This is a genomic window from Polymorphobacter megasporae (assembly GCF_018982885.2).
Taxonomy (GTDB): domain Bacteria; phylum Pseudomonadota; class Alphaproteobacteria; order Sphingomonadales; family Sphingomonadaceae; genus Polymorphobacter_B; species Polymorphobacter_B megasporae.
This window is the reverse complement of the sequence record NZ_CP081848.1, coordinates 3,534,683-3,559,560: the sequence shown is the minus strand read 5'-3', so window position 1 is coordinate 3,559,560 and position 24,878 is coordinate 3,534,683. Positions and strand designations below refer to the sequence as shown.

29 protein-coding genes are annotated in these 24,878 nt (G+C 67.7%); 11 read left to right on the top strand and 18 right to left on the bottom strand.

Annotated features, from left to right (window positions below):
* Positions 1–13 precede the first annotated feature (13 nt).
* From KTC28_RS16620 to KTC28_RS16600, 5 genes are all read left to right on the top strand, one after another.
* Entirely contained in the window at positions 14–1,915 is a 1,902-nt protein-coding gene (locus KTC28_RS16620) for a 2-oxoacid:acceptor oxidoreductase subunit alpha (protein ID WP_216709941.1), read from the top strand.
* On the top strand, positions 1,912–2,940 hold the full coding sequence (locus tag KTC28_RS16615; RefSeq protein WP_216709940.1) for a 2-oxoacid:ferredoxin oxidoreductase subunit beta: 1,029 nt from the start codon (positions 1,912–1,914) through the stop codon (positions 2,938–2,940). Before KTC28_RS16620 ends, KTC28_RS16615 begins: the two co-directional genes overlap by 4 nt.
* An 81-nt stretch (positions 2,941–3,021) precedes the next feature.
* Positions 3,022–3,585 carry a sigma-70 family RNA polymerase sigma factor gene (locus tag KTC28_RS16610; RefSeq protein WP_216709939.1) on the top strand — a complete coding sequence of 188 codons (564 nt, stop codon included), beginning with the start codon at positions 3,022–3,024 and terminating at the stop codon, positions 3,583–3,585.
* Positions 3,578–4,015: a hypothetical protein gene (locus tag KTC28_RS16605; RefSeq protein ID WP_216709938.1), complete on the top strand. Its 438-nt coding sequence runs from the start codon at positions 3,578–3,580 to the stop codon at positions 4,013–4,015. Before KTC28_RS16610 ends, KTC28_RS16605 begins: the two co-directional genes overlap by 8 nt.
* Complete coding sequence (locus tag KTC28_RS16600) at positions 4,012–4,524, top strand: periplasmic heavy metal sensor (protein ID WP_216709937.1); 513 nt, start codon at positions 4,012–4,014, stop codon at positions 4,522–4,524. Before KTC28_RS16605 ends, KTC28_RS16600 begins: the two co-directional genes overlap by 4 nt.
* Before the next feature lie 3 nt (positions 4,525–4,527).
* On the opposite strand, the gene KTC28_RS16595 is transcribed toward KTC28_RS16600, so the two are convergent.
* Entirely contained in the window at positions 4,528–5,394 is an 867-nt protein-coding gene (locus tag KTC28_RS16595; RefSeq protein WP_216709936.1) for a D-amino-acid transaminase, read from the bottom strand.
* A 58-nt stretch (positions 5,395–5,452) separates the two neighbouring features.
* On the opposite strand from KTC28_RS16595, the gene KTC28_RS16590 reads away from it, so the two are divergent.
* From KTC28_RS16590 to KTC28_RS16575, 4 genes are read left to right on the top strand one after another with little or no spacing between them, the layout of a single operon-like run.
* The gene (locus KTC28_RS16590; RefSeq protein ID WP_216709935.1) at positions 5,453–6,841 is read left to right on the top strand and encodes a cryptochrome/photolyase family protein; all 1,389 of its coding nucleotides are present in this window, start codon (positions 5,453–5,455) and stop codon (positions 6,839–6,841) included.
* Positions 6,838–7,254, top strand: a complete 417-nt coding sequence (locus KTC28_RS16585) for a DUF1810 domain-containing protein (protein ID WP_216709934.1) — start codon at positions 6,838–6,840, stop codon at positions 7,252–7,254. Before KTC28_RS16590 ends, KTC28_RS16585 begins: the two co-directional genes overlap by 4 nt.
* Positions 7,255–7,302: 48 nt before the next feature.
* Positions 7,303–8,538 carry an SAM-dependent methyltransferase gene (locus tag KTC28_RS16580; RefSeq protein ID WP_216709933.1) on the top strand — a complete coding sequence of 412 codons (1,236 nt, stop codon included), beginning with the start codon at positions 7,303–7,305 and terminating at the stop codon, positions 8,536–8,538.
* A 44-nt stretch (positions 8,539–8,582) separates the two neighbouring features.
* Positions 8,583–8,774: a hypothetical protein gene (locus KTC28_RS16575; protein ID WP_216709932.1), complete on the top strand. Its 192-nt coding sequence runs from the start codon at positions 8,583–8,585 to the stop codon at positions 8,772–8,774.
* Here KTC28_RS16575 and KTC28_RS16570 read toward each other — a convergent pair.
* The 12 genes from KTC28_RS16570 to pgmG all read right to left on the bottom strand — a co-directional run bounded on the left by KTC28_RS16570 (position 8,771) and on the right by pgmG (position 18,766).
* Positions 8,771–9,988 (bottom strand): ABC transporter permease, encoded by a 1,218-nt coding sequence (locus tag KTC28_RS16570; RefSeq protein ID WP_216709931.1) that lies wholly within the window; start codon positions 9,986–9,988, stop codon positions 8,771–8,773. The genes KTC28_RS16575 and KTC28_RS16570 overlap by 4 nt on opposite strands.
* Complete coding sequence (locus KTC28_RS16565; protein WP_216709930.1) at positions 9,985–10,341, bottom strand: hypothetical protein; 357 nt, start codon at positions 10,339–10,341, stop codon at positions 9,985–9,987. The genes KTC28_RS16570 and KTC28_RS16565 overlap by 4 nt, the downstream gene beginning before the upstream one ends.
* 59 nt (positions 10,342–10,400) lie before the next feature.
* On the bottom strand, positions 10,401–10,751 hold the full coding sequence (locus KTC28_RS16560) for a hypothetical protein (protein WP_216709929.1): 351 nt from the start codon (positions 10,749–10,751) through the stop codon (positions 10,401–10,403).
* Positions 10,748–11,269, bottom strand: coding sequence for a DUF6402 family protein (locus tag KTC28_RS16555; protein WP_223132259.1), 522 nt, complete (start codon positions 11,267–11,269; stop codon positions 10,748–10,750). The genes KTC28_RS16560 and KTC28_RS16555 overlap by 4 nt, the downstream gene beginning before the upstream one ends.
* On the bottom strand, positions 11,176–11,502 hold the full coding sequence (locus KTC28_RS23320) for a DUF6402 family protein (RefSeq protein WP_369426593.1): 327 nt from the start codon (positions 11,500–11,502) through the stop codon (positions 11,176–11,178). Before KTC28_RS23320 ends, KTC28_RS16555 begins: the two co-directional genes overlap by 94 nt.
* A 112-nt stretch (positions 11,503–11,614) precedes the next feature.
* Entirely contained in the window at positions 11,615–12,349 is a 735-nt protein-coding gene (locus tag KTC28_RS16545) for an ABC transporter ATP-binding protein (RefSeq protein ID WP_216709927.1), read from the bottom strand.
* Positions 12,346–13,503, bottom strand: a complete 1,158-nt coding sequence (locus KTC28_RS16540) for an efflux RND transporter periplasmic adaptor subunit (protein WP_216709926.1) — start codon at positions 13,501–13,503, stop codon at positions 12,346–12,348. The genes KTC28_RS16545 and KTC28_RS16540 overlap by 4 nt, the downstream gene beginning before the upstream one ends.
* Positions 13,500–14,891 carry a TolC family protein gene (locus KTC28_RS16535; RefSeq protein ID WP_216709925.1) on the bottom strand — a complete coding sequence of 464 codons (1,392 nt, stop codon included), beginning with the start codon at positions 14,889–14,891 and terminating at the stop codon, positions 13,500–13,502. Before KTC28_RS16535 ends, KTC28_RS16540 begins: the two co-directional genes overlap by 4 nt.
* Before the next feature lie 77 nt (positions 14,892–14,968).
* A complete protein-coding gene (locus tag KTC28_RS16530) occupies positions 14,969–15,661 on the bottom strand; it encodes an SDR family NAD(P)-dependent oxidoreductase (protein ID WP_216709979.1) in 693 nt (230 codons plus the stop codon).
* 164 nt (positions 15,662–15,825) lie between these two features.
* A complete protein-coding gene (gene clpS, locus KTC28_RS16525) occupies positions 15,826–16,176 on the bottom strand; it encodes an ATP-dependent Clp protease adapter ClpS (RefSeq protein ID WP_216709924.1) in 351 nt (116 codons plus the stop codon).
* A gap of 125 nt (positions 16,177–16,301) precedes the next feature.
* Positions 16,302–17,306 (bottom strand): phasin family protein, encoded by a 1,005-nt coding sequence (locus KTC28_RS16520; RefSeq protein ID WP_216709923.1) that lies wholly within the window; start codon positions 17,304–17,306, stop codon positions 16,302–16,304.
* Between the two features lie 83 nt (positions 17,307–17,389).
* On the bottom strand, positions 17,390–18,766 hold the full coding sequence (gene pgmG, locus KTC28_RS16515) for a phosphoglucomutase/phosphomannomutase PgmG (protein ID WP_216709922.1): 1,377 nt from the start codon (positions 18,764–18,766) through the stop codon (positions 17,390–17,392).
* A gap of 36 nt (positions 18,767–18,802) precedes the next feature.
* Here pgmG and KTC28_RS16510 point away from each other — a divergent pair, with 36 nt between their 5' ends.
* Positions 18,803–19,336, top strand: a complete 534-nt coding sequence (locus KTC28_RS16510) for a pseudouridine synthase (RefSeq protein WP_216709921.1) — start codon at positions 18,803–18,805, stop codon at positions 19,334–19,336.
* An 89-nt stretch (positions 19,337–19,425) separates the two neighbouring features.
* On the opposite strand, the gene KTC28_RS16505 is transcribed toward KTC28_RS16510, so the two are convergent.
* Genes KTC28_RS16505 through KTC28_RS16490 form a run of 4 tightly spaced genes read right to left on the bottom strand, consistent with a single transcriptional unit; the run spans position 19,426 to position 22,475 of the window.
* Entirely contained in the window at positions 19,426–20,022 is a 597-nt protein-coding gene (locus KTC28_RS16505; protein ID WP_216709920.1) for a hypothetical protein, read from the bottom strand.
* Between the two features lie 55 nt (positions 20,023–20,077).
* Positions 20,078–21,223: a ribosomal protein uL16 3-hydroxylase gene (locus KTC28_RS16500; protein WP_216709978.1), complete on the bottom strand. Its 1,146-nt coding sequence runs from the start codon at positions 21,221–21,223 to the stop codon at positions 20,078–20,080.
* A gap of 8 nt (positions 21,224–21,231) precedes the next feature.
* Positions 21,232–21,624, bottom strand: a complete 393-nt coding sequence (locus tag KTC28_RS16495; RefSeq protein ID WP_255602105.1) for a J domain-containing protein — start codon at positions 21,622–21,624, stop codon at positions 21,232–21,234.
* Positions 21,621–22,475, bottom strand: coding sequence for a division plane positioning ATPase MipZ (locus KTC28_RS16490; protein ID WP_216709919.1), 855 nt, complete (start codon positions 22,473–22,475; stop codon positions 21,621–21,623). The genes KTC28_RS16495 and KTC28_RS16490 overlap by 4 nt, the downstream gene beginning before the upstream one ends.
* A 101-nt stretch (positions 22,476–22,576) precedes the next feature.
* Here KTC28_RS16490 and panC point away from each other — a divergent pair, with 101 nt between their 5' ends.
* Positions 22,577–23,416 (top strand): pantoate--beta-alanine ligase, encoded by an 840-nt coding sequence (panC, locus tag KTC28_RS16485; protein WP_216709976.1) that lies wholly within the window; start codon positions 22,577–22,579, stop codon positions 23,414–23,416.
* A 303-nt stretch (positions 23,417–23,719) separates the two neighbouring features.
* Here panC and KTC28_RS16480 read toward each other — a convergent pair whose 3' ends face one another.
* Positions 23,720–24,856 carry a GNAT family N-acetyltransferase gene (locus KTC28_RS16480; RefSeq protein ID WP_216709918.1) on the bottom strand — a complete coding sequence of 379 codons (1,137 nt, stop codon included), beginning with the start codon at positions 24,854–24,856 and terminating at the stop codon, positions 23,720–23,722.
* Positions 24,857–24,878 lie beyond the last annotated feature (22 nt).

Below are 24,878 nucleotides of genomic sequence, written 5' to 3'. Positions count from 1 at the left end.
CCGGAAACTGTTAATGGCGACTGCGCTGCAGACTGTCGACGAGCCGACGACCAAGCCCGCTCCCCCGAAGACCCACTCCGAAACTATGGTCGTCCGTTTCGCCGGCGATAGCGGCGACGGCATGCAGTTGACCGGCGGGCAGTTCACACTGTCGACTGCGCTCGCGGGCGACGACTTCTCGACCTTCCCCGACTTCCCCGCCGAGATCCGTGCGCCGCAGGGGACAACCTTCGGCGTCTCGGCGTTCCAGATCAACTTCGGCGCGAATGGCATCGAGACCGCCGGCGACGAACCCGACGTGCTGGTCGCAATGAACCCGGCGGCGCTCAAGACCAACGTCGTCGACCTCCGCCCCGGCGGCTTGGTCATCATCGACAGCGGCGAGTTCACCGCGCGCAACCTCGCCAAGGCGGGCTATGCCGCCAACCCGCTCGAGGATAACAGCCTCGCCAAGTGGCAGGTGATGGCGTTCGACATCAGCCGCCAGACGCTGGAAGCCGTCAAGCCGTTCGGGCTCGGCAACAAGGAAGCGCTGCGCTGCAAGAACATGTGGACGCTCGGCCTCGCGCTGTGGATGTTCGACCGCGAGCGCGATCCGCTGATCGAGTGGCTGAAGAGCAAGTTCTCGAAGAACCCGGTCCTCGCGCAGGCGAACGCGGCGGCGCTCAATGCCGGCCATGCGTACGGCGAGACCGCCGAATTGGACGGCCCGCTCAAGCAGTTCGCGGTCGATGCGTCGTCGTCGGCTCCGGGATTCTACCGCACCGTGACGGGCGGCGAGTCACTCGCGCTCGGGCTCGTTGCCGGGGCGCAGCTCGCCAACCTGCCGATGTTCTTTGGTTCGTACCCGATTACGCCCGCCTCGCCGATCCTCCACGCGCTGGCGCGGTTGAAGGAGTTCGGCGTCACCACCTTCCAGGCCGAGGACGAGATCGCCGCGATCGCGTCGGCGATCGGCGCGAGCTATGCCGGCAGCTTGGGCGTGACGTCCTCGTCCGGCCCGGGGATCGCGCTCAAGGGCGAGGCGCTGGGCCTTGCGATCATTACCGAATTGCCGCTTGTCATCGTCAACTCGCAGCGCGGCGGCCCGTCGACCGGCCTCCCGACCAAGACCGAGCAGAGCGACCTGTACCAGGCGGTCTACGGCCGCAACGGCGACGCACCGCTGGTGGTGATCGCCTCGCGCTCACCGTCGGATTGCTTCGAGGTCGCGATCGAGGCGTGCCGCTTGGCCACCCAGTTCATGACCCCGGTGATGGTCCTGACCGACGGCTATATCGCCAACGCCGCCGAGCCGTGGCGCGTCCCCGACATGGCGAGCTTCGCCCCGTTCCCGGTCGCATTCCACACCGAGGTCCCCGCCGAAGGCCGCATCAACCCGTACAGCCGCGACCCCGACACGCTCGCGCGCGTCTGGATCAAGCCCGGCACGCCGGGGCTGACCCACCGGATCGGCGGCATCGAGAAGGGTGTGAAGACCGGCAACATCAACTACGAAGCCGACAATCACCAGGCGATGACCGACATCCGCCGCGACAAGATCGCCAACATTTCCAAGCACATCCCGCTCCAGGACGTCGACCAGGGGCCGTCGTCGGGCAAGCTGGCGATGGTCGGCTGGGGCTCGACCTACGGCCCGATCCGCAAGGGCGTCCAGCGCGCCCGGGCGAAGGGGCTCGACGTCGCCCACATCCACATCCGCCACATCTGGCCGCTGCCGTCGAACCTCGGCGAGCTGCTGCGTGGCTACGACAAGGTGATCGTGCCCGAGATGAACACCGGGCAGTTGAAGACCGTGCTGCGCGACCAGTATCTCGTCGACTGCCAGCCGCTCAACAAGGTCAGCGGGCACCCCTTCAAGATTTCGGAGATCGAGGCGGCAATCGACGCGGCGCTCGCAGGGAACGACCGATGAACGACATGACCCGCATCACCGTCCCCAAGGACTGGGAGACCGATCAGGAAGTTCGCTGGTGCCCCGGGTGCGGCGACTATGCGATTCTCAAGGCGGTCCAGCGGACGATGCCCGAGATCGGCACGCCGCCTGAAAAGACGGTGTTCGTGTCGGGCATCGGCTGCTCGTCGCGCTTTCCCTATTACATGGAGACCTACGGCTTCCACACGATCCACGGCCGCGCGCCGGCGGTGGCGACGGGGATCAAGCTCGCCAACCCTGAACTCGATGTGTGGATCATCACCGGCGACGGCGACGGGCTGTCGATCGGTGGCAACCACATGCTCCATTTGCTGCGGCGCAATCTCGACTGCCAGGTCTTGCTGTTCAACAACGAGATCTATGGCCTGACCAAGGGGCAGTATTCGCCGACCTCGCGGATCGGGACACGCTCGCCGTCGACCCCGTTCGGCTCGGTCGACCGCCCCGCGTCGCCGTGCGGCTTCGCCCTCGGCGCGGGTGCGCGCTTCATCGCGCGGACGATCGACACCGCGCAGAAGACGATGCCCGAGATCCTCAAGCGCGCGCATGGCCACAAGGGCACGAGCTTCGTCGAGATCTTCCAGAACTGCATCGTCTACAACGACGCGGTTTTCGACGCCTTCACCGACAAGAAGGCCGCGCCGATGAACCAGCTCAATGTCGTCCACGGCCAGCCGTTGGTCTTCGGGGCCGGCACCAAGGGCATCGTCTTCGACGCCGCCGCGATGGCGCTCAAGGTCGTCGATGTCGTCGACGGCGACACCGCGGGGCTGATGGTCCACGACGAGATGAACCGCGTCCAGGCGCAGCTGCTGATCGATATGGAGTTCGGCCCGTTCCCGATCGCGCTCGGCGTCATCTGGTGCAACCCGGCACCGTCGTTCGAAGCTGCGGTCGTCGAGCAGAATATCTCGGCGAGCGCCGGCAAGCCGACCGACCTCAACGCGCTGATCCGCAAGGGCCAGAGCTGGGAGATCGCGGCGAAGGAACTCCACGCGGTTTGAACGGCCACCCCGGACAGGGCATGTCCGGGGTTTAGCCGGGGGTTTTCAGGCATCGCGCGCGTAACCGCGGGAATGCTGCAGATGGTCGATGATCCCGCAATCCTGATGTCGCGCGTCGCCACCGGCGATCGGCGCGCGTTCGAAGCGCTGGTGAGCCGACTCTATGGCCCATGCCTCCGCATCGCGACGCGCGTCCTCAACGATCGCAGCGAGGCCGAGGACGCGCTTCAGGGCGCACTGACCAAGATGTGGACCGAAGCGGCGCGCTTCGACCCTGCGCGCGGGTCGGTCGACGGCTGGTTCCGCCGCATCCTCGTCAACCAGTGCCTCGACCGCCGCCGCCGCTTCAAGATCGTCGCGCCGATCGAGGCGGCCGCGACCGTCCCGAGCGACCTGCCCGATCCGTTCGAGGCGAGCGTCGCCAATGCCCGCGCGCGCCGCGTCGATGCGGCGATGGCGAGCCTCAACCCGCGCCAGCGCACCGCGATCACGCTGTTCCACGGCGAGGGCGCGAGCATGGCCGAGATCGCGGTGATCCTCGAGACGACGCCCAAGGCGGTCGAGGGATTATTGGCACGGTCGCGTATAGAACTTGCTAGGTTGCTCGACAGCGACCGACCCGAAACCCGGAACCCCCATGACTGAGCCCCTGCCTTTTTTTCACGATCGCGCCGCCGAGATCATCGCGGCTTACGGCGGCGATACGGCGCGCTGGCCCGATGCCGAGCGCGCGACGGCGCTGGCGGTCATTGCGGCCGACCCTGCGCTGACGGCGGCGCTGGACGAGGCACGCGGGCTCGATGTCGACCTGACGAATTGGGCACGCCGCCCGGTGCCGCTCGGCGATGCGCGGACGGCGGCGGCAGTCGCGATGCGGCCGACCCGTTTCGTCATGCGCTGGGCCGCAGGCGGGAGCATTGCTGCGTCGCTCGCGGCGGCGATCGTCTTGCTGACTCCCGCCCCGATCACGCCGTCGACGGCTGCGCCGCGCACCGCGGCGGTAACGACCTTATCCGACGAGACCGCGTTCGAGCAGGTCTTCACGCCCACTCCCGACGAGGAACATTTGCTATGAAGCGCGTTCTTGCCGCCCTGTTGCTGCTCGGGGCGACGGCTCCCGCGATGGCGCAGATGCCGCCGCCGCCGGGTGATTCGATGCCCGATGGTCCCGGGCCCGGTGGCCGTTCGATGCGCGGGCCGCACGGAATGCAGCAGATGTTCGCCTCGATGAGCCCGGCCGGCCGGGCGACGATGATGGCGGCGTTCAAGAGTGCCGACCCGCGGATGTCGCATGAAGCGAGCAACGCCGCGCGTGACCGGATGCTCGCGGTGCTCGATGCCGACCGGCTCGATCCCGTCGCGTTGAAGCGCGCGATGGACGAGGAGCGAGAGGCTTCGAGTGCCGCGAAGCTGAAGCAGCAGGGCGCGATGCTGGTCGCGTTCCAACAGCTTTCGGTTACCGATCGCCGCGCTTTCGTGGCGGATGCGCGCGCTATGCGGGCGCGGATGGATGCCCGGATGGCCGAGATGCGCAAGCGTGGCGGCGGCCCTGATGGAATGATGCCACCCCCGCCGATGGAGTAGACCCTAGGGCTGGTAGCCGGTCTGCGCCGCGATCCGGTTCCAGATCGCTCGAGCGAGCAGCGCCGCGACCGGGCCGGGCTCGCCACCCGCAATCGCGTGACCGTCAATTTTTACAACCGGCAACACTGGCACCGTTGTCGAGGTGATGAACGCCTCGGTGGCGCCAAGGGCTTCGTCTAGACTGAACGGTCGCTCGACCAGCGGTATTCCCGCAGCAACCGCCGCCTCGATTACCGCCGCGCGCATCACTCCCGGGAGAATGTGCGGCGACTGCGGATGAGTGACGATCGTGCCGCCGTCGACGATCCATGTGTTCGTCGAACCGCCCTCGGTGACGGTGCCGTCGTCGCGCACCAGCCACGCCTCGAACGCGCCGGCGTCACGCGCCTCCTGCTTTGCCAGCACGTTCGCGAGCAGCCCCGTCGTCTTGATATCGCAGCGCCCCCAGCGCTGGTCGGCGACGCTGATCACCGCGACGCCTTTCGCCTGTTGCGCGACGCGCTGCGCGAAATCGAACGGGCGGACGGTCATCACCAGTGTCGGCGCGCGTGCGCTGGGGAAGCCGTGATCGCGCTTCGCCGTACCGCGCGACACCTGGATATACAGCAATGCCTCGGTCACGCGATTTGCTGCGATCAGCCGCCGTGCGACGAGGTTGAGCGCGGCGTCGGCCATCGGCGCGGCGATGCTCAGTTCGCCGAGGTTGCGCCCCAGCCGTGCGAGGTGGAGCGGCCAGTCGAGCAGCCGCCCGTTGAGGACTGCACACACCTCATAGACACTGTCGGCGAACTGGAGCCCGCGATCCTCGACCGGGACCGACGCACTGGCGAGCGGGATAATCTGGCCATCGACATAGGCAAGACGCGGCATTTGGCGCTTTCACGGTTGCGGAGAGTTGGGGGTAGACCGCGCCGGAGAGGGAGACAATATGGCCGAGCCGCAGATCATCTGGTTCCGTAACGACCTCCGCCTTGCCGATCAGGCGGCGGTGCGCGCGGCGGCAGCGGCGGGGCCGGTAATCGCGGTCTATGTCCTCGACGACGAGACGCCGGGCAAATGGCGGATCGGCGCGGCGCAACGGTGGTGGCTGCATTACAGCCTCGTCGCGCTCGCCGCCGATCTCAAGAAGATGGGCGGGGCGCTGGTGTTGCGGCGCGGCCGTCCCGCGGTCGAACTCGCAGGCGTGGCAAAGGCGGCGAATGCGACCGCGGTCCACGCGCTCCACCACTACGAGCCGTGGGCGGTGACCGAGGAGGCGGCGGTTGCGAAGGTGCTCGACCTGACGCTCCATGACGGGGCGTATCTCGCGCCGCCGGGGACGACGAAGTCGGGGTCGGGAACGCCGTACCGGATTTTCACCCCGTTCTGGAATGCGCTGCAGCACGCGATGCCGCCCGGCGATCCCGAGCCCGCGCCGATGATCCGCTTTGCCAAGCCGCCCAAGAGCGACGATCTCGACGACTGGAAACTGCTGGCCGCCGATCCCGACTGGTCGGGCGGGTTCGACGTCTGGACTCCCGGCGAGGCGGGGGCGCACGCCGCGCTCGACACCTTCGCCGACGTCGCTGCCGACTATGAGCACGGCCGCAACTATCCCGCCAAGCCGCTGACCTCGCGCCTGTCGCCGCACCTCCACCATGGCGAGATTAGTCCGGCGCAGGTCTGGGCGGCAATTAGCGGGCGCGGCGAGGGGCCGGTCAGCTACCGCCGCGAGATCGGCTGGCGCGACTTCGCGATCAACGTCGTCCAGCAATTCCCGCGCCTCGGTGACGAGCCCAACCGCCCGCAATTCGCCGACTTCCCGTTTCGCGACGACCCGAAGGGGCTGCGCGCGTGGCAGCGGGGGCGGACCGGCTACCCGATCGTCGACGCCGGAATGCGCCAGTTGTGGACGACCGGGTGGATGCACAACCGGGTGCGAATGATCGTCGCGTCGTTCCTGACCAAGCACCTGCTGATCGACTGGCGGCACGGCGAGCGTTGGTTCTGGGACTGCCTCGTCGATGCCGATTACGGCAACAACAGCCTCGGCTGGCAGTGGATCATGGGGTCGGGCGTCGACTCGTCGCCGTTCAACCGCATCTTCACCCCCGTTGGCCAAAGCGAGAAGTTCGACGGGGGCGGGGCGTATATCCGCGAGTGGGTGCCCGAATTGGCGAAGCTGCCCGACGACGCAATTCACGCGCCATGGGACGCATCGCCGATGGCGCTGAAGGCGGCGGGGGTCGACCTCGGCAAGACGTATCCGCACCCGATCGTCGATCATGCAAAGGCGCGCGCGCGGGCGCTGGCGGCGTATGCCGAGACGAAGGGGTGAGCGGCGAGCTAGACCGCTTCGTCGACGCTCAGCGCGACACCTATTCGGGCGCGCTCGGCGAATTGCAGCGCGGGCGCAAGACGAGCCACTGGATGTGGTTCGTGTTCCCGCAGATCGCCGGGCTCGGCCACAGCCAAACCGCGAAATTCTATGCGCTGCAATCGCTCGACGAAGCGCGGGCGTATCTCGCGCATCCGGTCCTCGGACCGCGGTTTCACGAGTGTATCGCCGCGCTCGCCGCGCTGCCACCCGTAACGGCGGACGCGGTGTTCGGCGGGATCGATGCGATCAAGCTGCGGTCATCTCTGACGCTGTTCATCGCGGCGGGCGGTGGCGATGACGTCGTCGCCGCGCTCGACCGCTGGTACGGCGGGCGATCCGACGACGCCACCCTTGGGCTGCTCGGGTCGTGAGGCGATCGCGCCGTTGCGGTCCGCGCGGGCGTCGTTAATAGCCGCGCAATGGACATGCCGACTTCACGGGGCGCGCACCTCGTCGCCCGCGACCGTCGCCTCGCGCTCGGCGGCGGGATGCTCGGGCGCTTTGCCGCCGGGCGGGCCGAGGCGGTGGTGGCGCGGATCGATGCCGGGCTGGCGACGGGGTCGCTCGACGCGACATTACCCGATGGCCGGCGGGTGCTGCTCGGGGGCCGGGCACCGGGAGCGGTGGCGGCGATCAGCTTGCGCAACTGGCTGCCCGTCGTCCGCCTGATGCTGTCGGGATCGGCGGGGTTCGCGCGCGCGTATTTCGACGGCGACTGGACGTCGCCCGACCCGGTCGCGATCTTCGAATTGTTCGTCGCCAACCGCACCACCCTCGGCAGCGCGGCACGAGCGCAAGGCGCGACGCGGCTGCTCAACCGGCTGGTCCGCGCGGTCGAGGAGCGCGTGCATCCGCGCCGCAACATCGAATTTCACTACGACCTCGGCAACGACTTTTACGCCGCCTGGCTCGACCCGGGCATGACCTATTCGAGCGCGCTGTTCGACGGCACCGACGACCTCGAAGCGGCGCAGACCGCGAAGATCCGCGCACTGCTCGACGCGGTCGGGGTCAAGCCGGGCGACCGGCTCCTCGAGATCGGTTGCGGCTGGGGCAGCCTCGCCGAGATTGCGACGCGCGACTACGGCGCGACCGTCCACGGCATCACGCTATCGGCCGAGCAGCTCGCTTACGCCCGGGCACGGGTGCCGGGGGCGACGTTCGGCCTCACCGATTACCGCGCGGTCACCGGCACCTACGACCATGTCGTCAGCGTCGAGATGTTCGAGGCGGTCGGCGAGCGGAACTGGCCGACCTTCATGGACGTCGTCCGCGCGCGGCTCCGCCCGGGGGGACGCGCCGGGCTCCAAGTCATCACCATCGCCGACGACGTGTTCGACGCCTATCGTGCATCGACCGACTTCATCCAGGCGTACATCTTCCCCGGCGGCATGCTGCCGAGCCCGAACCGCCTGCGCGGCGTGGCAACAGCGGCGGGTTTCCGCGTTGCCGCCGAGCGCAACTTCGGCGGCGATTACGCGCGAACCCTCGCGTGCTGGCGTACACAGTTCGATGCGGCAGCGGCGGCCGGGCGGCTACCCCCGGGCTTCGACGATCGATTCATAACCCTTTGGCAGTATTACCTGATGTACTGCGAGGGCGGGTTTCGCGGCGGCGGGCTCGATGTCGTACAGACGGTGCTGACAATTGTATGAACTCGTACAGACCGCGTCCGTAACGAGGCGCGTAGCAACTCCACATGGTGGAGTACCGCTTCTACTTTCTCGACCACGAGGACAAGATTCTTCGCCGGGAGGATGCTGTCTGCGCGGACGATCCGTCGGCGGTCGCCACTGCAACCGAGCGCGACCATGCCCATTCGATCGAGATCTGGGCGGGCAAGCGGATCGTCGCGACGGTTTTGCCGGGGCGGACCCGGCACGAGGACTAGGACCGTAGCGCCTCGATCGGGCTGAGCTTCGCCGCGCGGGTCGCGGGATACCAGCCGAAGAAGATGCCGATCGACGCCGACACCGCGAAGGCGACCATCACCGCGCTCGGCGTCACGCTGGTATCGAAGCCGATCGCCCCGCTCGCCAGCGTCGCCAGCCCCCAGCCGAGCGCGACGCCGATGCCGCAGCCGAGCAGCGACAGCATCAGCGCCTCCAATAGGAACTGGAGCCGGACCGCGGCGCGGCTCGCCCCGATCGCCATGCGGATGCCGATCTCGCGCGTCCGCTCGGTCACCGATACCAGCATGATGTTCATGATCCCGATCCCGCCGACGACGAGGCTGATCGACCCAATCGCCGCGAGCAGCAGCGAAATCGCCGCCGTTGTCGACGACAATGTATCGGTCACCGCGGTCAAATTGTTGACGGTGAAATCGTCGGGCGCGGTCTTGTCGATGTGGTGCGCCCGCCGCAGCAGCGCGGTGATCCGCTCCGACACGTCATCGAGGTTCTCGGCGGCGTCGACCCCGACCGAGATCGCGCGGATCGACCGGCGGAAGGCGTTACCCTGCAATTGGCGGAGCGCGGTCGTCAGCGGCACGATGATGACATCGTCGCGGTCGATTCCGCCAAAGCCCTGGCCGCGCCGCGCCATGACGCCGATGACGGTGAAGCTGATCCCCTTGACGCGGACGCTCCGCCCCATCGGGTCGTTGGCGCCGAACAGATTGTCGGCGACCGAATGGCCGATCAGCGCGACGCGCGCCCCCGCACGGTCCTCCATGTCGGAAAATGTCCGCCCATCGTCGGGGCGCCAGTCCTGCACGGTGAAATACGACGGGGTCGTGCCGGTGACCGTCGTCGCCCAGTTCGACGCGCCCGCGACCGCCTGCGCCGGAATCTGCGTCGAGGGCGCCGCCGCGACGACGTTCTTGAGCCGCGCGATCTCGTCGCCGTCCTCCAGCCGCAACGTTGCCCCGGTCCCCGCACCGCTGTTGAACCCGCCCTGCTTGCTCGACCCGGCGGTGACGATCAGCATGTTCGAGCCGAGCCCCGAAATCGCGTCGGACACCTGCTTCTGCACGCCCCCGCCGATCGCCAGCATCAGGATCACCGCGGCGACGCCGATGATCATGCCGAGCATCGTCAACGCCGACCGCAACCGGTTGGCGACGAGCGCGGACCACGCCTCGGCGAGCATCGCGTCGATCATCGCTCGACCTCCCACTTGCCGGTCGCACGGCGGTAGATGGCGACGGTGCTCACCTGGACGACGTCCTTTTCCCAGAAAATCTGACCGCCGATCCCGCCACCGTATTCGAAGACCCGGCTTTCGGCGACAATGCGGTCCTCGGGAAGCGAGGTCAGGCGGGCGAACGCCGGGATGATGCCCTGATCAAACCACGGACGTTGCCAGCGCCTTGGCGTGTAGAGCTCGAGCTGCTCCTTGCGGTCGGGCGAGGTGTAGACGCTGATCAGGTGCGAGCCGCCAGCGAGCCACACGCCGAGAAAGGTGCCTAGAAGCATTCCGGCGGCGAGTGCCGCCGTCACGCCGCGGGCGATCAAGCGTCCGCCTCGACGGTAACTGCCGTCGTCAACCCGCGGCGTCGGCAACGCTGCCGCATTCACGCGTCTACCTCCCAGCGCCCGGTCGACCGGCGGTAAAGGGCGACGCTGCCGACCTGGACGAAATCGCGCCGCCAGATGACCCCGGCGCTGCCGCCGCCGATGTCGACGACCCGGCTTTCGCCGACAACGGCGTTGTCGCCTGTCGTCGTCAGGCGGATGACGACGGGCATGATGCCGGAATGAAAATACGGTCCCTGCCAGCGCGCCGGCGAATAATATTCGAGCCTCTCGCGGCCATCAGGCGAGACGACGATCCCCTGGAGCGTTGATCCCCCGGTCGCCCAGATCCCGAGGTACGCGCCAACAGCCATGCCGGCGAGAACAGCAGCGTACCACAGGCTCCTCATGGCGCGACTGTCACGACGACCGGTGTGGGCAGCTTCTTCCGCTCGACATCGCTATGGACGAAGAAATCGCGACCCTTTCCGAACATCTGCCGATATTCGTTGAATGAACCGTTGCTGACGTAATAAAAGTTGCCGCGGCTCCAATCACCATCGTTGTCAGCAGTTTTGGGATCGATCGGAATTCCGATCGGCGAGAATAGCACTTTCTGGACGCCGTAACGGCTCCAGAAGCCCAGCGGTTGGGAGCCGATGAAATCATAAGTGTCGCGCAAATAGGTCCCGACCTCGTCGATCGCGAGCCGGTATTTTCCATCGGCTTGCGGCGTGACCATTCCGGTGACCGCGAGCTTGACCGAGCCTTCGCCAATCGCAGCATAAAAATCGTCGAGCGGATCCCAAACGCCGCTGGGGACCGGGTCCAAATTCATCTGACACGTCGCTTCGATCGTCGCGACCGAGGCACCAAGGTCGCCGAAGCGGAAACTACGCGTCCGATCAGCGGGGTCGAGAGAAACCACGCCCGGAACTGTTCGCTCAGGCGGTTGACGCCTCGTTCCAGGCGAGGCGGCGTCGACCAGCTGTTGAGCAGATGATGCTGGGCACTGGTGAAACGGCCGAAGCCCGATGCCCATCGCATCGTCGCATGCCGGGTGTCGATCTTGTCACCGGAAATGGTCGCGATCGAAACCTCGCCGCGCTTTTCCGGTATCGTCATCGTCCATGCGTCGCCGTTGAACCAGCGGTCCATCATCGCCGCGCCGACGGTCATGCCGCGGAGGCGCATAGTCGCCGGGATATCGCGGATCGTGAACGGCATTCTTAGCTCCCCCCCTGCGCGATAACGCGCAGTTGGCCAGCCGGGCTCATCCCACCACCTCCGGCGCATGCCCGTAAAGCGCCGCCTCGGTCGGCGGACCGTCGTAGAACACCAGCCCGTCCTGAATCCGCACGACGCGGTCGGTCGCCTTCGCCACTTCGGGGTCGTGGGTGACGATGACCACCGTCACGCCCTGCTCGCGGTTGAGCGTCTTGAACAGGCCAAGCACCTCGGTCCCCGTCTTGGTATCGAGTGCGCCGGTCGGTTCGTCCGCCAGCAGAAGCTTCGGGCTGTTCGCCAGCGCGCGCGCAACGGCGACGCGCTGCTGCTGTCCGCCCGACAGCTGCGACGGGCGCGAGCGTGGCTTGTCGCCGAGCCCGACCTGCGTCAGCAGCGCCTGCGCCTTGGCCTCGCGGTCGGCGCGGCTGAGCCCGGCATAGACCAACGGCAGCGCAACGTTGCCGAGCGCGCTCAGCCGGGGGAGCAGGTTGAAGCTTTGGAAGACGAAGCCGATGCCGCTGTTGCGCATCCGGGCGAGCGCGCGTTCGGACAGCGTCGCAGTGTCGACGCCCTCGAAGCGGTAGACTCCCGTGGTCGGTGAATCGAGGCAGCCGATGATGTTCATCAGCGTCGACTTGCCCGATCCGCTCGGCCCCATGATCGCCATCAGCTCGCCGTCGGCGACGTCCATGCTGACGCCGTGGAGCGCGCGGAACGACCCCGCCTCGCCGATATAATCCTTGACCACACTGGTCAGCGAGAGGACCGGGGCCGCCGTCATTTCTTCGGCTTCGCCCCGCTTCCCGGCGGGCCGAGGACGCTGCCCTTCGGCTTGTCCTTGAGCGTATCGGCGGTGATGATCTTGTCGCCGACCGCGAGTGGCCCGGCGGTGACGATGCTGTTGTCGGCGTCGGACGCGCCGATCTTGATCCGCACCGGTTCGGGGGTCGATCCCTTGAGGACGAACACCGTCAGCCCGTCGCTGAGCGGCTCGCCGGGCTTGCGCTTGGCGGGCTTATAGTCGGCGGGCTTGTAGCTGAGCGCGGCGTTGGGGATCAGCAGCGTGTCCTTGTGGTCCGACACGAGGAACGACGCGTTCGCGGTCATCCCCGGCAACAGCGCGCCGTCGGGGTTCGCGACGCCGACGATGACGGTGTAGGTCACCACATTCTGCTGCGTCGTCGGGTTCAATCGGATCTGGCGGACGCTGCCGGTGAAATTGCGGTTGCCGTACGCATCGACGGTGAAGCTGACCGGCTGGCCGATCCGCACCTTGGCGACATCGGCCTCGGCGACCGCCGCCTCGATCTGCATCTGCGTCAAGTCGCGGGCGATGGTGAACAGGGTCGGGGTGCTGAACGACGCCGCGACGGTCTGGCCGAGGTCGACCTGGCGGCTGATGACGACGCCCGACACCGGCGAGCGGATGATCGTGTAGCCGAGGTTGGTGCGGTCCTGCTTGATTTGCGCCTCGGCCGCCGCGACCTGCGCCGCCGCCGATGCCTCGACCTGCTGCGCGGTCTCGTAATCCTGGCGGCTGATGTAATTCTGCTTGAACAATTCGGCCGAGCGGCGCGCGTTCGCGGTCTGGAGCGACAGGCTCGAGCGGATGTTGGCGAGGTTCGCCTCACTCGCCGCGAGCCGCGCGGCATAGACCGAGGGGTCGAGCTCGAGCAGCAATTCGCCCGCCGTGACGCGCGAATTATAATCGACCAGCAGCTTGGCAACGGTGCCCGAAACCTGCGTCCCGACGCTGACGACGCGGACCGGGTTGATCACGCCGTTCGCGGTGATCGCCTCGCTGAGGTCGCCCTTGGCGATCGGCTGCGTCGTGTACGCGGCGGCGGGGTCGGGGCGATGGGTCGCCTTCCAGCCGAACCACGCCGCCGCGGCCAGTCCGAGGACGAGGAGGATGATCCAGCGGCGGCGCGTCATCGGCTGCTCCTGTTGGCATCGACTGCCGTGCTGACGTCGCCGATCGCGCGTGCGAGCCGCGCCTGTGCATCGCGGACCCCGAAGTCGGCGCTGACCAATTGCTGGCGCGCACTCGCGAGCGCCGACTGGGCGTTGAGCAGGTCGGTGAAGGTGCCGACGCCCGCCTTGAAGCGCCCCTGCGCGATGTCGGCCGAGGCGGTGGCGCTGTTGATCAACTCGCGCGCGGTCGACAGCACGCTGATCTGGGTGTCGAGCGCGGTCGCCTGGGTGAAGACGTCGAGCCCGGCCTGCTGGCGCGTCTGCTCGAACAGCGCCGCCTGGCGGTCAGCCTCGGCGCGCGCGGCGGCGACGCGGTAGGTCCGGTCGTAGCCGTTGAAGAACGGGATCGTCACTGTCAGCCCGACACTCGCGCGGTTGCTGTCGCTCGTCGAATTGGCATAGCCGAGGTTGTCCTGCGCGCTCGCGGCGAGCGACGGCAGCAGGTCCGACCGCGCCGCGCGGATCTGCGCGGTCGCGGCGTCGCGGTTCGCCGCGGCGATGCGGAGGTCGGGGCGAAGCTTCTCGGCGTCGGCGATCAGCACGGTGACGTCGCGGCTGAGCTTGTCGGCGGAGCCGAGCGGGGGGGCGGGAGCGAGCGGCAGGACCGTCGTCGGCGGCAGGCCGACCGCGACCGCGAGCTGCCCCGCCGACGTCCGGGCATTGCCGCGCGCCTGCGCCAGCGTCAGCTCGGCCTGCGCCAGCGAGGTCCGCGCCTGCAACTCGTCGGCGGGGGTCGCCACCCCGGCGCGGGTCCGGCCGGAGGCGAGGTCGAGTGACGAGCGGTTGAACGCGACGGTCGACTGCGCCGCGGTCGTCGCCGCGATGTTCGCCTGGAGGCTGTTGTACGCGGTGACGGTGTCGAGTGCTACGGTCTGCGCGGTGTCGGCGACCTGCCCCAATGCGGCGCGCTGGCTCGCGCGGGCGCTGTCGATCCGTGCCGCGCGCCCGCCGAAGTCGAAGATCAGGTAGTTGAGCGCGAGGCTCGCCGACGAGCCGAAGTCGGTCGAGTTCGACGTCGCGCTGAAGCTCTGGCCGTTGCCGAGGACGAACTGCTGGCTGCTCAGATAGTCGGTGCGGCTGAGCGTCGGACCGACGGTCGCCGACAGGCTCGGCAGTTCGGCGGCGCGGGCGATACCGACCTGCGCCGCCGCGCTCCGGCTCGCCGCCCACGCCACCGCGGTCGCCGGATTATGGCACAGCGCGAGGTCGACGAGGTCGGGCAGCGTCAGCGGGCCGACCGGATCGGCAGCACACGGCGCGGTCTGCGGCGGCATCAGGTGGCGCGGGTCCTCCGACGCCGCTGCCGGGACTGCGAGCAGGGCGGCGATGAGCATTATTGCGCGGAGCATGTCGCCCAGGAGATAGCGTGCCGGAGGCGTAACGTCGAGGGCGGTCGTGGTCGCACACCTCCCGAAATTCGGAGAGTTCAGAACGGGATCGGCGCTCCGTCCCACGCAAACAATCCACCGCTATCGGCGGGTGTCAGGCGGTCGAGGACGTCGAGCATTGCGCGCGCCGAGAACGCGGGGGCGAACAGCTTGCCGGGCGCTACGCCGCGCTGGAACGGGGCCGAAAGGCGGGTGTCGACCGTCCCGGGGTGGAGCGCGGCGACGACGCTCAGCGGGGCGCGGCGGGCGTGCTCGATCGCGGCAGTGCGGAGCAACTGGTTGAGCGCGGCCTTCGATGCTCGGTAGCCGTACCAGCCGCCGAGACGGTTGTCGGCGATCGACCCGACCCGTGCCGACAGTGCCGCGAAGGCGGTCTTACGGTCGTTCCGGAGCAACGGGAGGAACGCCGCCGCGACGAGTGTGGGGCCGATCGCATTGACCGCGAAGCTGCGCGCGAGGCGGGCGGTGTCGAGGTCGCGCAAGGCTTTTTCGGGGCCGCCGACGGCGTCGTGGAGCAGCCCGGTTGCGACGATGACGAGGTCGATCGGGCCGCCGATGCGCGCGGCGGCTGCGGTGATCGACGGGGGGTCGGTAAGGTCGAGGTCGGCGCGGGAGAGGGCGATGACCTCGCCACGGTCGCGGAGGAGGTCAGCGAACGCCGTGCCGATGCCGCCGGATGCGCCGATGACGACGATACGGGGGTCGGCGGCGAAGCTACTTAGAAGGTCCATCATCTCTGACGTGTTTCGCGGGCCGCTTTAAATTCGTCATCCCCGCGAAGGCGGGGACCCATCACCACAACCGGTCGGGATGATGGGTCCCCGCCTTCGCGGGGATGACGAACTAAATTCGGGGCATGGAGCAAGATGCGGTCGAGCACGCAAACGCGACCGGCTCAATCCTTCTCCAGAGTGCACTGCAGCGGATGCTGGTGCTCGCGCGCAAAATCCATCACCTGCGTCACCTTGGTCTCGGCGACCTCGTACGTGAATATGCCGCAAATCCCGACGCCGCGCTGGTGGACGCTGAGCATGACCCGCGTCGCATCCTCGATCGTCATCCGGAAGAAGCGCTGGAGCGTCAGGACGACGAACTCCATCGGGGTGTAGTCGTCGTTGAGCATCAGCACCTTGTACAGCGCCGGCTGCTTGGTCTTCGGCTTGGTCTTGGTCGCGACACCGGCGCCGCCGCGGCGGTCGCGGTCGTCATCGTCGTTGCCGGGGCCGGCGTGGGGGGTAAGGTTCATGGGCGCAATATACGGGCGCGGCCCCATCGCGTTCAAGGGGCCAGACATGCAAACGGGCGGGGGATCGCTCCCCCGCCCGTTGCAGTTAGTCGCAGCAAACCCAGCGCGGACGCCGGGAGCGCGGCTTAAAGGCCGACCTTGCCGACCATCGACTTCATCGAGTCGGCGGCGACGGTGGCGCGCGCCTGCATCGGCTCGAACACTTCGCCCATCAGCTTGACCATCGTCTCCGACAGCTTCGACATCTCGGCGACGGCCGCATCGAACTGCGTCTTGGCGAAGTCGTTCTGGAGCTGCATCAGCTCGTTCGGGGTCTTGACCGTCGTCATCGCGCGGGCGGCGGCGGTGGTCTCTTCGAACGACTTGCGGGCGAAGTCAGAAACTTCACGCGCGATCGCTTCGATACCCTGCGCCGCGGCGCGCGACGAAGCGAGCATCGCCTCGACGTTTCCACGCGCCATGCCGGCCATCTCGTCGACCGACTTCATGCCGTGCTCGATCGCTTCGCGCGACTTCGACGCGACCTGCTCGAAGGTCGCCTTGCCCTGCGCCATGGCGTTTTCGGTCTGGTTGGCCATCGTCGACTTCATCTGCTCGGCGCCGTTCTTCATGGCGTCGGCGGCGGTGGTGTAGGCTTCGGTCATCTGGGTATCCTTCGACTTGAGGGGCTCCGGTACGGGTACGACCGGAGGCAGGGCTTGGTTACTTGTTGACGAGGGGTTAACGACCGGCGGCGGCGGCGGTGCCATCGGCGGTGAAGCAACTGGCGGCAACGGCAGCGACGCGACGGGCAGAACCAACTTGGCGGCGAGGACCGGGGGCAACGGTTGTGCGGCGATGACCGGGGGATTCGGCTGTGCGGCAATGACCGGGGGAATCGGCGTCGTGGCAGCGACGGGCGTAACCGGTTTTGCGGCGGCAGGCGGCGCGGGCTGAGCGGCCAGGACCGGCGGCACCGGCTTTGGCTTCGGCGCGGCGGGCGGCGCTTTCATCACAGGTTTCGCAGCGATGATCGGCTTGGCAGGAGCCATGACCGGCGGGGTTACGGGTTTCGGTGCCAAAACCGGCGGCACGATCGCCTTCGGCGCGGCGACCGGAGGCTTCGCGATGGTCTTTTTGTCGACGGCCATTCCGCACTCCACGAGCTATGCTGCAGTGCAACATAGTCCCGCTTTGTGACAACTGCAAGCGTCTCGATACTAATTTGCGCGGATTAGTGGCCCCCTGCCGCACCAACTCCAGAAGCCGCCAGCGCGCCGTTGAGATCGGCCATCAGGCGCGCCAATGCTGCATCGCTCGTCGCCTCGGCGCGCGCGACGAGCACGTCCTGCGTGTTCGACGCGCGGAGCAGCCACCAGCCGTCGGGGGTCGTCACGCGGACCCCGTCGGTCGCGTCGACGGTTGCGCCCGACGCCGCGAGCCGCGCGCGCACTTCCTCGACTACCGCGAACTTGCGTGTGTCGGCGCAGGGGAAGCGCAGCTCCGGCGTGTTGACCAGCGCCGGCATCGCGTCCTTGAGCGCCGCGAGCGAGTGCCCCGACGCCGCGACTGCGCCGATCAGCCGGACCGCGGCGTACAGCCCGTCGTCGAAGCCGTAATAATCGTGCTTGAAGAACAGATGCCCGCTCATCTCGCCCGCCAGCGGCGCGCCGGTCTCCTTCATCTTCGCCTTGATCAGCGAGTGGCCGGTCTTCCACATCAACGGCTTGCCGCCCAACTCGGCGACGCGGTCGAACAACGCCTGGCTCGACTTGATGTCGCCGATGATCGTCGCGCCCGGCAGCGCCTTCAGCACCGGCTCGGCGAGCAGCCCGAGCAATTGGTCGCCCCAGACGACGCGGCCCTGACCGTCGATCGCACCGAGCCGGTCGCCGTCGCCGTCGAACGCCAGCCCCATGTCGCAGCCGTTCGCTGCAACCGCGGCCTTGAGGTCGGCGAGGTTATGCTCCTCGGTCGGGTCGGGATGGTGGTTGGGGAAGTCGCCGTCGACGTCGGTGAACAGCAGGATGTGCTTGCCCGGCAGCCGCGCAGTCAGCCGCTCGACGACCGGCCCGGCCGATCCGTTGCCCGCGTCCCACGCGATCGTCATCGCCGGCGGAGAAAAGCCCTTCATCAGCCGGTCGACGTAGCGGTCGATAAGGTCGACGCTGTGCGAGGTGCCCGCGCCGTCCTCCCAGTCGCCCGCCGCCGCCATCGTGCCCAGCCCGGTGATGTCGTCGCCGTAGAACGGGCCGTGGCCGAGCATCATCTTGAAGCCGTTGTAATCGGGCGGGTTATGCGAGCCGGTGATCATCACGCCGCCGTCACACTCGAGCTCGTGGACCGCGAAATACAGCATCGGCGTCGGCCCTAGCCCGATCCGTACCGCGTCGACTCCGCTCTCGTTGAGCCCGGAGACGAGCGCCGCCTCGAGCGCGGGCGACGAGTGCCGTCCGTCGTAACCGACCGCGACCTTGCTCCCGCCGGTCCGCCGGATGCGCGTGCCGAAGCCGCGCCCGATCGCGTGCGCATCGGCCTCGCCAAGGGTTTTGCCGATTACGCCGCGAATGTCGTATTCTCGGAGCGTGCTCGGATCGAAAACATGGGTCATCGCAGGGACTCGTCTGCCGGAGGATCGAAAGACGCCATGCCGCGATTGATCCTGCTGAACAAGCCGTACGGCGTTCTAGCGCAGTTTACAGATGGTGAAGGCCGCGCGACGCTGGGTGATTACGTCGACGTTCCCGGGGTTTATCCCGCGGGGCGGCTCGACCGTGACAGCGAGGGATTGCTCGTCCTGACCGACGACGGCGCGCTTCAGGCGCGGATCGCCGATCCGAAGTATAAGCTGGCGAAGACGTATCTCGTCCAGGTCGAGGGCGACCCCGACGCCGCAGTGCTCGACCGGCTGCGGCGCGGCGTCACGCTCAACGACGGCCCGACCCGCCCCGCCGAGGTGGAGCGAATCGATCCGCCCGACCTGTGGCCGCGCGATCCGCCGGTCCGCTTTCGCAAGACTGTGCCCGACTGCTGGCTGCAGCTGACGATCCGCGAGGGCCGTAATCGGCAGGTGCGGCGGATGACGGCGGCGGTGGGGTTGCCGACGCTGCGGCTGGTGCGGTGGAGTGTCGGGGAGTGGACGGTCGCGGGGCTTCAGCCGGGCGCGTGGCGGGAGGGGTAGTGCTGATGTGCTGCTGAGCGATGTCTGGATCGGGTGGTGAGCGGTCGTTCCTCACACATGCCTGCTGTTTGCATCGGCTAGTCTTTCAGCTAGGCGGGCAATACTAACGGACGGGGATCGGTTCGCTTATCCTCCATCAACTCGTCCATTCGCCGCACTTCAATTATTTTATTTCTTAGAGCGTCCTTTTGCTCAACAGGCGGCATAGAACGCAGCCCAGGAAAAAACTCGTTGAGCAAGTGATCAATTTCCTCAGGATCACCATATTTAACTAGATACCATACCGTCAGGACCTGTGCTTCCATCGGAGCCGGTATTACCTGCATGAGGTCGAACCACCCTTCGCATAGTCGAGCCTCGTTTTCGCCCTCCAAGGGCATAGTCAACAAATCCTCGTCATCACGCTCCCGACCATCCCGATGGTTCGCGTGCTTCATGGCATTCCAAAGCAGATTGCGAACCCTGACCAGTTCGCCTTCCGTCAGCGTGGGATGTACTTCGAGCGAGAACGCCGAGAAAGGCTTGCCGACTTTTTTCGCAAGCGCGTTTGCGATTTCGGAGCCGCCCGCCGCAAGTGCGTGGACTGAAACAGGGTCAAGATCAGCTAACCACAGGAAAAGGGCAGTACCCAGTTGCCGACGCGCAGCATCAGCCTTCCGCGTGCGCGCCGGCCGGGTGTCATTCATAGGAGCGTCTTAGCGGCAAACCTTGTGTCCGCAATGGGGGCGAAAGACGACGTGGTTAGTCCTTTAGATCGAGCCCGAAACTTCCCTGTTTGACCAACGTGCTAATCAGCTTGATCGCCGCGTCGGAGTTTATCGCCGCCGCGTCGAGCACGAGGCGGTCGGTCGCTGCCAGTCGTTCGGCGAGTATGGCAATTTCGCCATCGCACTCGAAACTCTGCCCATCGACGAACAGCACGACGTCATCGCCCTCGCGAATGAAGGCGAACCGGCTCGCCGGATTGCGGCGCAGCGCGGTACCCCCCGCGAGCGCCTCACGGAGCGCGCCCGGCTCGATCGGCGCGTCGGATGACCAGTCGACGTCGTTCTTCGGCGCGCTCGTATATCCCCCGAACCAGCGCGCGAACGCCTCCCGGTCGAGCAGCGTCTCTGTGATCATCGCATGCAGCCGCGCGATCGCGTCGGGGGCGATCTCCCCCGGATTGCCCTGCAGCCCCAGCCCGGGATCGGCATAGCGGTCATCGTCGCCCAGTCCGTCGAGCAGGTGATCGCACCAGTTCGACACCAGCTCGGCCCGCGACGGGGCGCGAAAGCCGATCGAATACGTCATGCAATCGTCGCCGACCGCGACCCCGTCATGCGCGATCCCCGGCGGCACGTAGAGCATGTCGCCCGGCTCGAGCACCCACTCGTCAGTCGGCGTGAACTCCGCCAGCAGCCGCAGATCGTCGTGCGGCAGCAGCGCGGTGGTGGCGTCGCACCGCCCGCCGACCTGCCAGCGGCGGCGGCCGAGTCCCTGGATCAGGAACACGTCATACTGGTCGAAGTGCGGCCCAACCCCGCCGCCGTCGGTCGCATAGCTGACCATGACGTCGTCGATCCGCCAGTTCGGCACGAAGCGGAACGGCTCGATCAGCGCGGCAACCTCGGGGACCGCGTGGTCGACCGCCTGAACGAGCAGGGTCCACGGCTTCTTGCCCGGCTTGGCGAAACGCGACGGCTTGAACGGACCGTGTTCGAGCTTCCACGTCTTCTTCGTCCGCGTCACGATCCGCGCCTCGACCCCGTCCTCCCCCGCAAGTCCCGCGAGGTCGTCCGGGTCGAGCGGGTTGCGCCACGCCGCGCCGCCGCCGCGGATGAGCAGCGGCTTCTTCTGCCAATAGTCGCGGAGGAAGGCCGCGGTGTTGAAGTCGGGCGGGAACATCGTCGCGTTCACCGCCGCGCCAGCAGCAGGTCGCGCGCCGCCGTCACCCGCCGCGCTAGATCCGCCGTCCCCCCTTTGTCGGGATGGACCTGCGCAATCACCCGCCGCCACGCCGCATTGATCGCCGCCGCATCGTCGCTCGGCGCGACCCCGAGCACCGCGCGCGCCTCGGCCAGCTCGGTCGGGGCGGCGGCAGGGGCCTTGCGCTTGCTCGCGAACCACCATCCCGCGAGCGCCACCCCAGCCGCCGCCGCGAACAGCACCTGACCCGTCTCAAGCAGCCGCGCGATCAACACCCCGCCGCCGCCGAGGATCGCCAGCCGCTTGAGGTTGGGCAGCAGCACGCCCTCCTTGTGGAGCCACCACGCGAGGCCCGCCGCGAGGAGGATCGCGAGGATCATGCCGCCGCGCTGGCCTCCGCCGCACCCTCCGCGTCGCCCGCAGCGCCAGCGCCGTCATTGCCAACTGCAGCTGGCGGCACCTTCGCCGGAAGGTTCAGCCCCGCGACCAGCGCGCGCAATTCCGCGCGCGCCGCGACATGGCTCAGGCTGAAATCCTCGAGCGCATCGACGTCGAGCAGGGTCAGTCCGCGCGGGAACAGTTCGCGGAAGATGACGCGCTCCGACAGGCCAGGGACGACGCGGAAGCCGACGCGTTTGGCCAGTTCGTCGAGCGCGCCTCCGACGCGCTTCATGTTGCGCGCCTCGAGGCTCGACAGGCGGTTGCGCAGCACGACCCAGTCGACCGTGCCGCCGTCGACCCGCCCGCGCGCCTTGCGCGCGTCCCACACCATCTCCGAATAGAAACTGAGCTTGCGGACCTTGAACGTCTCGGGGTCGACCTGGCCGATCAGGTCGAAGTCGACGAATGAGTCGTTCATCGGCGTGACGAGCGTATCGGCACGCGCCAGCGCGGCGCGGCCCATCGCCGAATCGCGCCCCGGCGTATCCACGACGACGTAATCGAGCCCGCTCCACGCATCGAGGCGTTCGCCGAGCGCAGCGACGTCGCCGTCTCCGTCGGCGATCACCGCGATCTCGGGCTGGACGAGCGCCAGCTCGCGCTTCTTGGCGAATGCCGCGCGGTTTTCGAGATAGCGCGCGACCGTCCGCTGGCGCGAGTCGAGGTCGACGACGCCGACGCGGTGCCCGTCATGAGCGAGCGCGACGGCGATATGCACCGCCGTCGTCGACTTGCCCGACCCGCCCTTCTCGTTGCCGAGCACGATCAGATGTGCTTGCTGCGCGCGCATTGCCTCGCCCTAAACCGCCCCGGCGCGGTGTTTCGTGTACCCGTCCGCCCAAGTCAAACCCGGAGCCCCTGCCGTTGACCCTGCCCACCGCGCCCTCGACCCTGCCGATCGTCCGCTCCGTCGCCGACCTGCGGAGCCACATCGCCGGCTGGGGTGGCGCGCGTGTCGGCCTCGTCCCGACGATGGGCGCGCTCCACGCCGGACATCTCGCGCTGGTCGCAGCGGCGCGCGCGGCGGGGGCCGAGCGGGTCGTCGCGAGCCTGTTCGTCAACCCGAAGCAGTTCGGCCCGGCGGAGGATCTCGACCGTTATCCGCGCGACGAGGCCGCCGATGCGGCGGCGTTGACGGGAGCTGGATGCGACCTGCTGTGGGCTCCGTCGGTCGCCGACATGTACCCGCCGGGGTTCGCCACGAGCATCGCGGTGGCGCGGCTCGGCGATGGTCTCGACGGCGCGGCGCGGCCCGGGCATTTCGACGGCGTCGCGATCGTCGTCACCAAGCTGCTCCTCGCTGCTGGTCCGGCGATCGCGGTGTTCGGCGAGAAGGACTGGCAGCAGCTCGCGATCATCCGCCGCTTCGTCGCCGACCTGACGCTGCCAGTCACGATCGTCGGTGCCCCGATCGTCCGCGACCCCGATGGCCTCGCGCTGTCGTCGCGCAACATCTATCTGACTGCCGACGAGCGCCAGCGCGCGCTAACGTTGCCGCGCGCGCTGGTGACGGCGCGCAATGCGATCGTCGGGGGGGCGCAGGTCGCCGGGGCGCTGGCCGAGGCGGCGGCGGCGATCACCGCGGCGGGGTTCGAGGCGCCCGATTATGTCGCGCTGGTCGACGCGGATCTGTTGCCGATGACGACGTTGAGCGGCCCGGGGCGGTTGCTCGCAGCGGCGCGGATCGGGACGACGCGGTTGATCGATAATGTGGCGGTCGTGCCGGGCTGAGAGGGCAGCTGTCGCTGTCGCTTTCGTTGCTGGCGTCGCTGTGGATTCATCTCGAACAATTCCCTGTCATCCCCGCGAAAGCGGGGACCCAAGGTCACGACCCTCGTTGACCTTGGGTCCCCGCTTTCGCGGGGATGACAAGGAGGGGAGGCGCGATGATCGGGCTGAATCGCGGCGAGACGCGGTGCCCGAAGCGGCAAACGACGGAAACCGCTCGACAAAACCAGTGCGCCAGAAGCGCGCCTCTGGGTCGCAGCCGATCGCATCGAAGTGCGGCCCTGTGCGGGCCCTGTGCGGCACCCCTCACCCCTTGCGAAACGGCCCCTCTTCATCAAGCATTTCAATGCCTTCGACCACTGCTTCACGCTCTGCGGCGAGGAAGTCCGCCACCGCCCGCCGGAACCCCTTGTCGGGGATAAAATGCGCCGAATAGGTTGGTGTCGGACGGTAACCGCGGGCGAGTTTGTGGCTCCCCTGCGCCCCCGCCTCGACCCGCGCGCGGCCGTTGGCGATCGCCCAGTCGATCGCCTGGTAATAGCACAACTCGAAGTGGAGGAACGGCACGTCCTCGCTGCACCCCCAGTAGCGGCCGTACAGACAGTCGTCGCCGATCAGGTTGAGCGCCCCGGCGATGATCAGCGGACCGCGCCGCGCGACCGCGAGCAGGACGCGGTCGGCCATGCGTTCGCCGAGCAATGTGAAGAACTTGCGCGTGAGATAGGGCCGGCCCCATTTGCGGCTGCCGGTGTCCTGGTAGAAATGCCAGAAGGCGTCCCAATGCTCCTCGGTGATCGCCGCGCCGGTCAGCAGCTCGACGGTGATGCCGTCAGACAGCGCGCCCTCGCGCTCCTTGCGGATCGCCTTGCGCTTGCGCGACGACAGCGCGGTCAGGAAATCGTCGAAGGTCGCATAGCCCTCGTTGACCCAATGGAACTGCTGGTCGATCCGGACCAGCCACCCCGCCGCCTCGAACAAAGGAACCTGATCGGGTACAATGAAGGTCGCATGCGCCGAAGACAGCTTGTTCTGCACCGTCAACGCCTCGGCAGCCCCCAGCAAAGCAACGCCAAGTGATTGATCGCGCAGCAGTAATCGCTCGCCGGTAGCCGGGGTGAACGGCACGCACGACTGCAGCTTGGGATAATAACGCCCCCCCGCCCGGGCCCAGGCATCGGCCCAGCCGTGATCGAAGACATACTCGCCCTGGCTGTGCGATTTCAAATAGTTGGGCATGATTGCTGCGGGTTTGCCGTCGTCGCCGTCGATCACGAGATGGACCGGCTGCCACCCCGTCCCCCCGACCGCGCTCCCTGAATCCTCGAGACACGTGAAAAACGCGTGCTGCAAGAACGGGTTACCCGACCCGGCGCATGCATTCCAATCGTCGGCGGCGATCTCGCGAGCGTGCGAAACGATGCGAGCGGTAACGGTTTCAGCCATGCCCAACCCTACCGCGCCACCG

Bases quoted from the DNA above. Each gene is read 5' to 3' on its own strand.
- KTC28_RS23320 (WP_369426593.1), bottom strand. From the start codon at position 11,502: ATGATGGACCGCTGGTTCAACGGCGACGCATGGACGATGACGATACCG.
- KTC28_RS16520 (WP_216709923.1), bottom strand. From the start codon at position 17,306: ATGGCCGTCGACAAAAAGACCATCGCGAAGCCTCCGGTCGCCGCGCCG.
- KTC28_RS16540 (WP_216709926.1), bottom strand. From the start codon at position 13,503: ATGACGCGCCGCCGCTGGATCATCCTCCTCGTCCTCGGACTGGCCGCG.
- KTC28_RS16600 (WP_216709937.1), top strand. From the start codon at position 4,012: ATGAAGCGCGTTCTTGCCGCCCTGTTGCTGCTCGGGGCGACGGCTCCC.
- KTC28_RS16490 (WP_216709919.1), bottom strand. From the start codon at position 22,475: ATGCGCGCGCAGCAAGCACATCTGATCGTGCTCGGCAACGAGAAGGGC.
- clpS (WP_216709924.1), bottom strand. From the start codon at position 16,176: ATGAACCTTACCCCCCACGCCGGCCCCGGCAACGACGATGACGACCGC.
- KTC28_RS16610 (WP_216709939.1), top strand. From the start codon at position 3,022: ATGGTCGATGATCCCGCAATCCTGATGTCGCGCGTCGCCACCGGCGAT.
- KTC28_RS16580 (WP_216709933.1), top strand. From the start codon at position 7,303: ATGGACATGCCGACTTCACGGGGCGCGCACCTCGTCGCCCGCGACCGT.
- KTC28_RS16530 (WP_216709979.1), bottom strand. From the start codon at position 15,661: ATGGACCTTCTAAGTAGCTTCGCCGCCGACCCCCGTATCGTCGTCATC.
- KTC28_RS16495 (WP_255602105.1), bottom strand. From the start codon at position 21,624: ATGATCCTCGCGATCCTCCTCGCGGCGGGCCTCGCGTGGTGGCTCCAC.
- KTC28_RS16535 (WP_216709925.1), bottom strand. From the start codon at position 14,891: ATGCTCCGCGCAATAATGCTCATCGCCGCCCTGCTCGCAGTCCCGGCA.
- KTC28_RS16570 (WP_216709931.1), bottom strand. From the start codon at position 9,988: ATGATCGACGCGATGCTCGCCGAGGCGTGGTCCGCGCTCGTCGCCAAC.
- KTC28_RS16510 (WP_216709921.1), top strand. From the start codon at position 18,803: ATGCCGCGATTGATCCTGCTGAACAAGCCGTACGGCGTTCTAGCGCAG.
- pgmG (WP_216709922.1), bottom strand. From the start codon at position 18,766: ATGACCCATGTTTTCGATCCGAGCACGCTCCGAGAATACGACATTCGC.
- KTC28_RS16500 (WP_216709978.1), bottom strand. From the start codon at position 21,223: ATGTTCCCGCCCGACTTCAACACCGCGGCCTTCCTCCGCGACTATTGG.
- KTC28_RS16575 (WP_216709932.1), top strand. From the start codon at position 8,583: ATGGTGGAGTACCGCTTCTACTTTCTCGACCACGAGGACAAGATTCTT.
- KTC28_RS16480 (WP_216709918.1), bottom strand. From the start codon at position 24,856: ATGGCTGAAACCGTTACCGCTCGCATCGTTTCGCACGCTCGCGAGATC.
- KTC28_RS16560 (WP_216709929.1), bottom strand. From the start codon at position 10,751: ATGAGGAGCCTGTGGTACGCTGCTGTTCTCGCCGGCATGGCTGTTGGC.
- KTC28_RS16605 (WP_216709938.1), top strand. From the start codon at position 3,578: ATGACTGAGCCCCTGCCTTTTTTTCACGATCGCGCCGCCGAGATCATC.
- KTC28_RS16590 (WP_216709935.1), top strand. From the start codon at position 5,453: ATGGCCGAGCCGCAGATCATCTGGTTCCGTAACGACCTCCGCCTTGCC.
- KTC28_RS16545 (WP_216709927.1), bottom strand. From the start codon at position 12,349: ATGACGGCGGCCCCGGTCCTCTCGCTGACCAGTGTGGTCAAGGATTAT.
- KTC28_RS16505 (WP_216709920.1), bottom strand. From the start codon at position 20,022: ATGAATGACACCCGGCCGGCGCGCACGCGGAAGGCTGATGCTGCGCGT.
- KTC28_RS16595 (WP_216709936.1), bottom strand. From the start codon at position 5,394: ATGCCGCGTCTTGCCTATGTCGATGGCCAGATTATCCCGCTCGCCAGT.
- KTC28_RS16615 (WP_216709940.1), top strand. From the start codon at position 1,912: ATGAACGACATGACCCGCATCACCGTCCCCAAGGACTGGGAGACCGAT.
- KTC28_RS16620 (WP_216709941.1), top strand. From the start codon at position 14: ATGGCGACTGCGCTGCAGACTGTCGACGAGCCGACGACCAAGCCCGCT.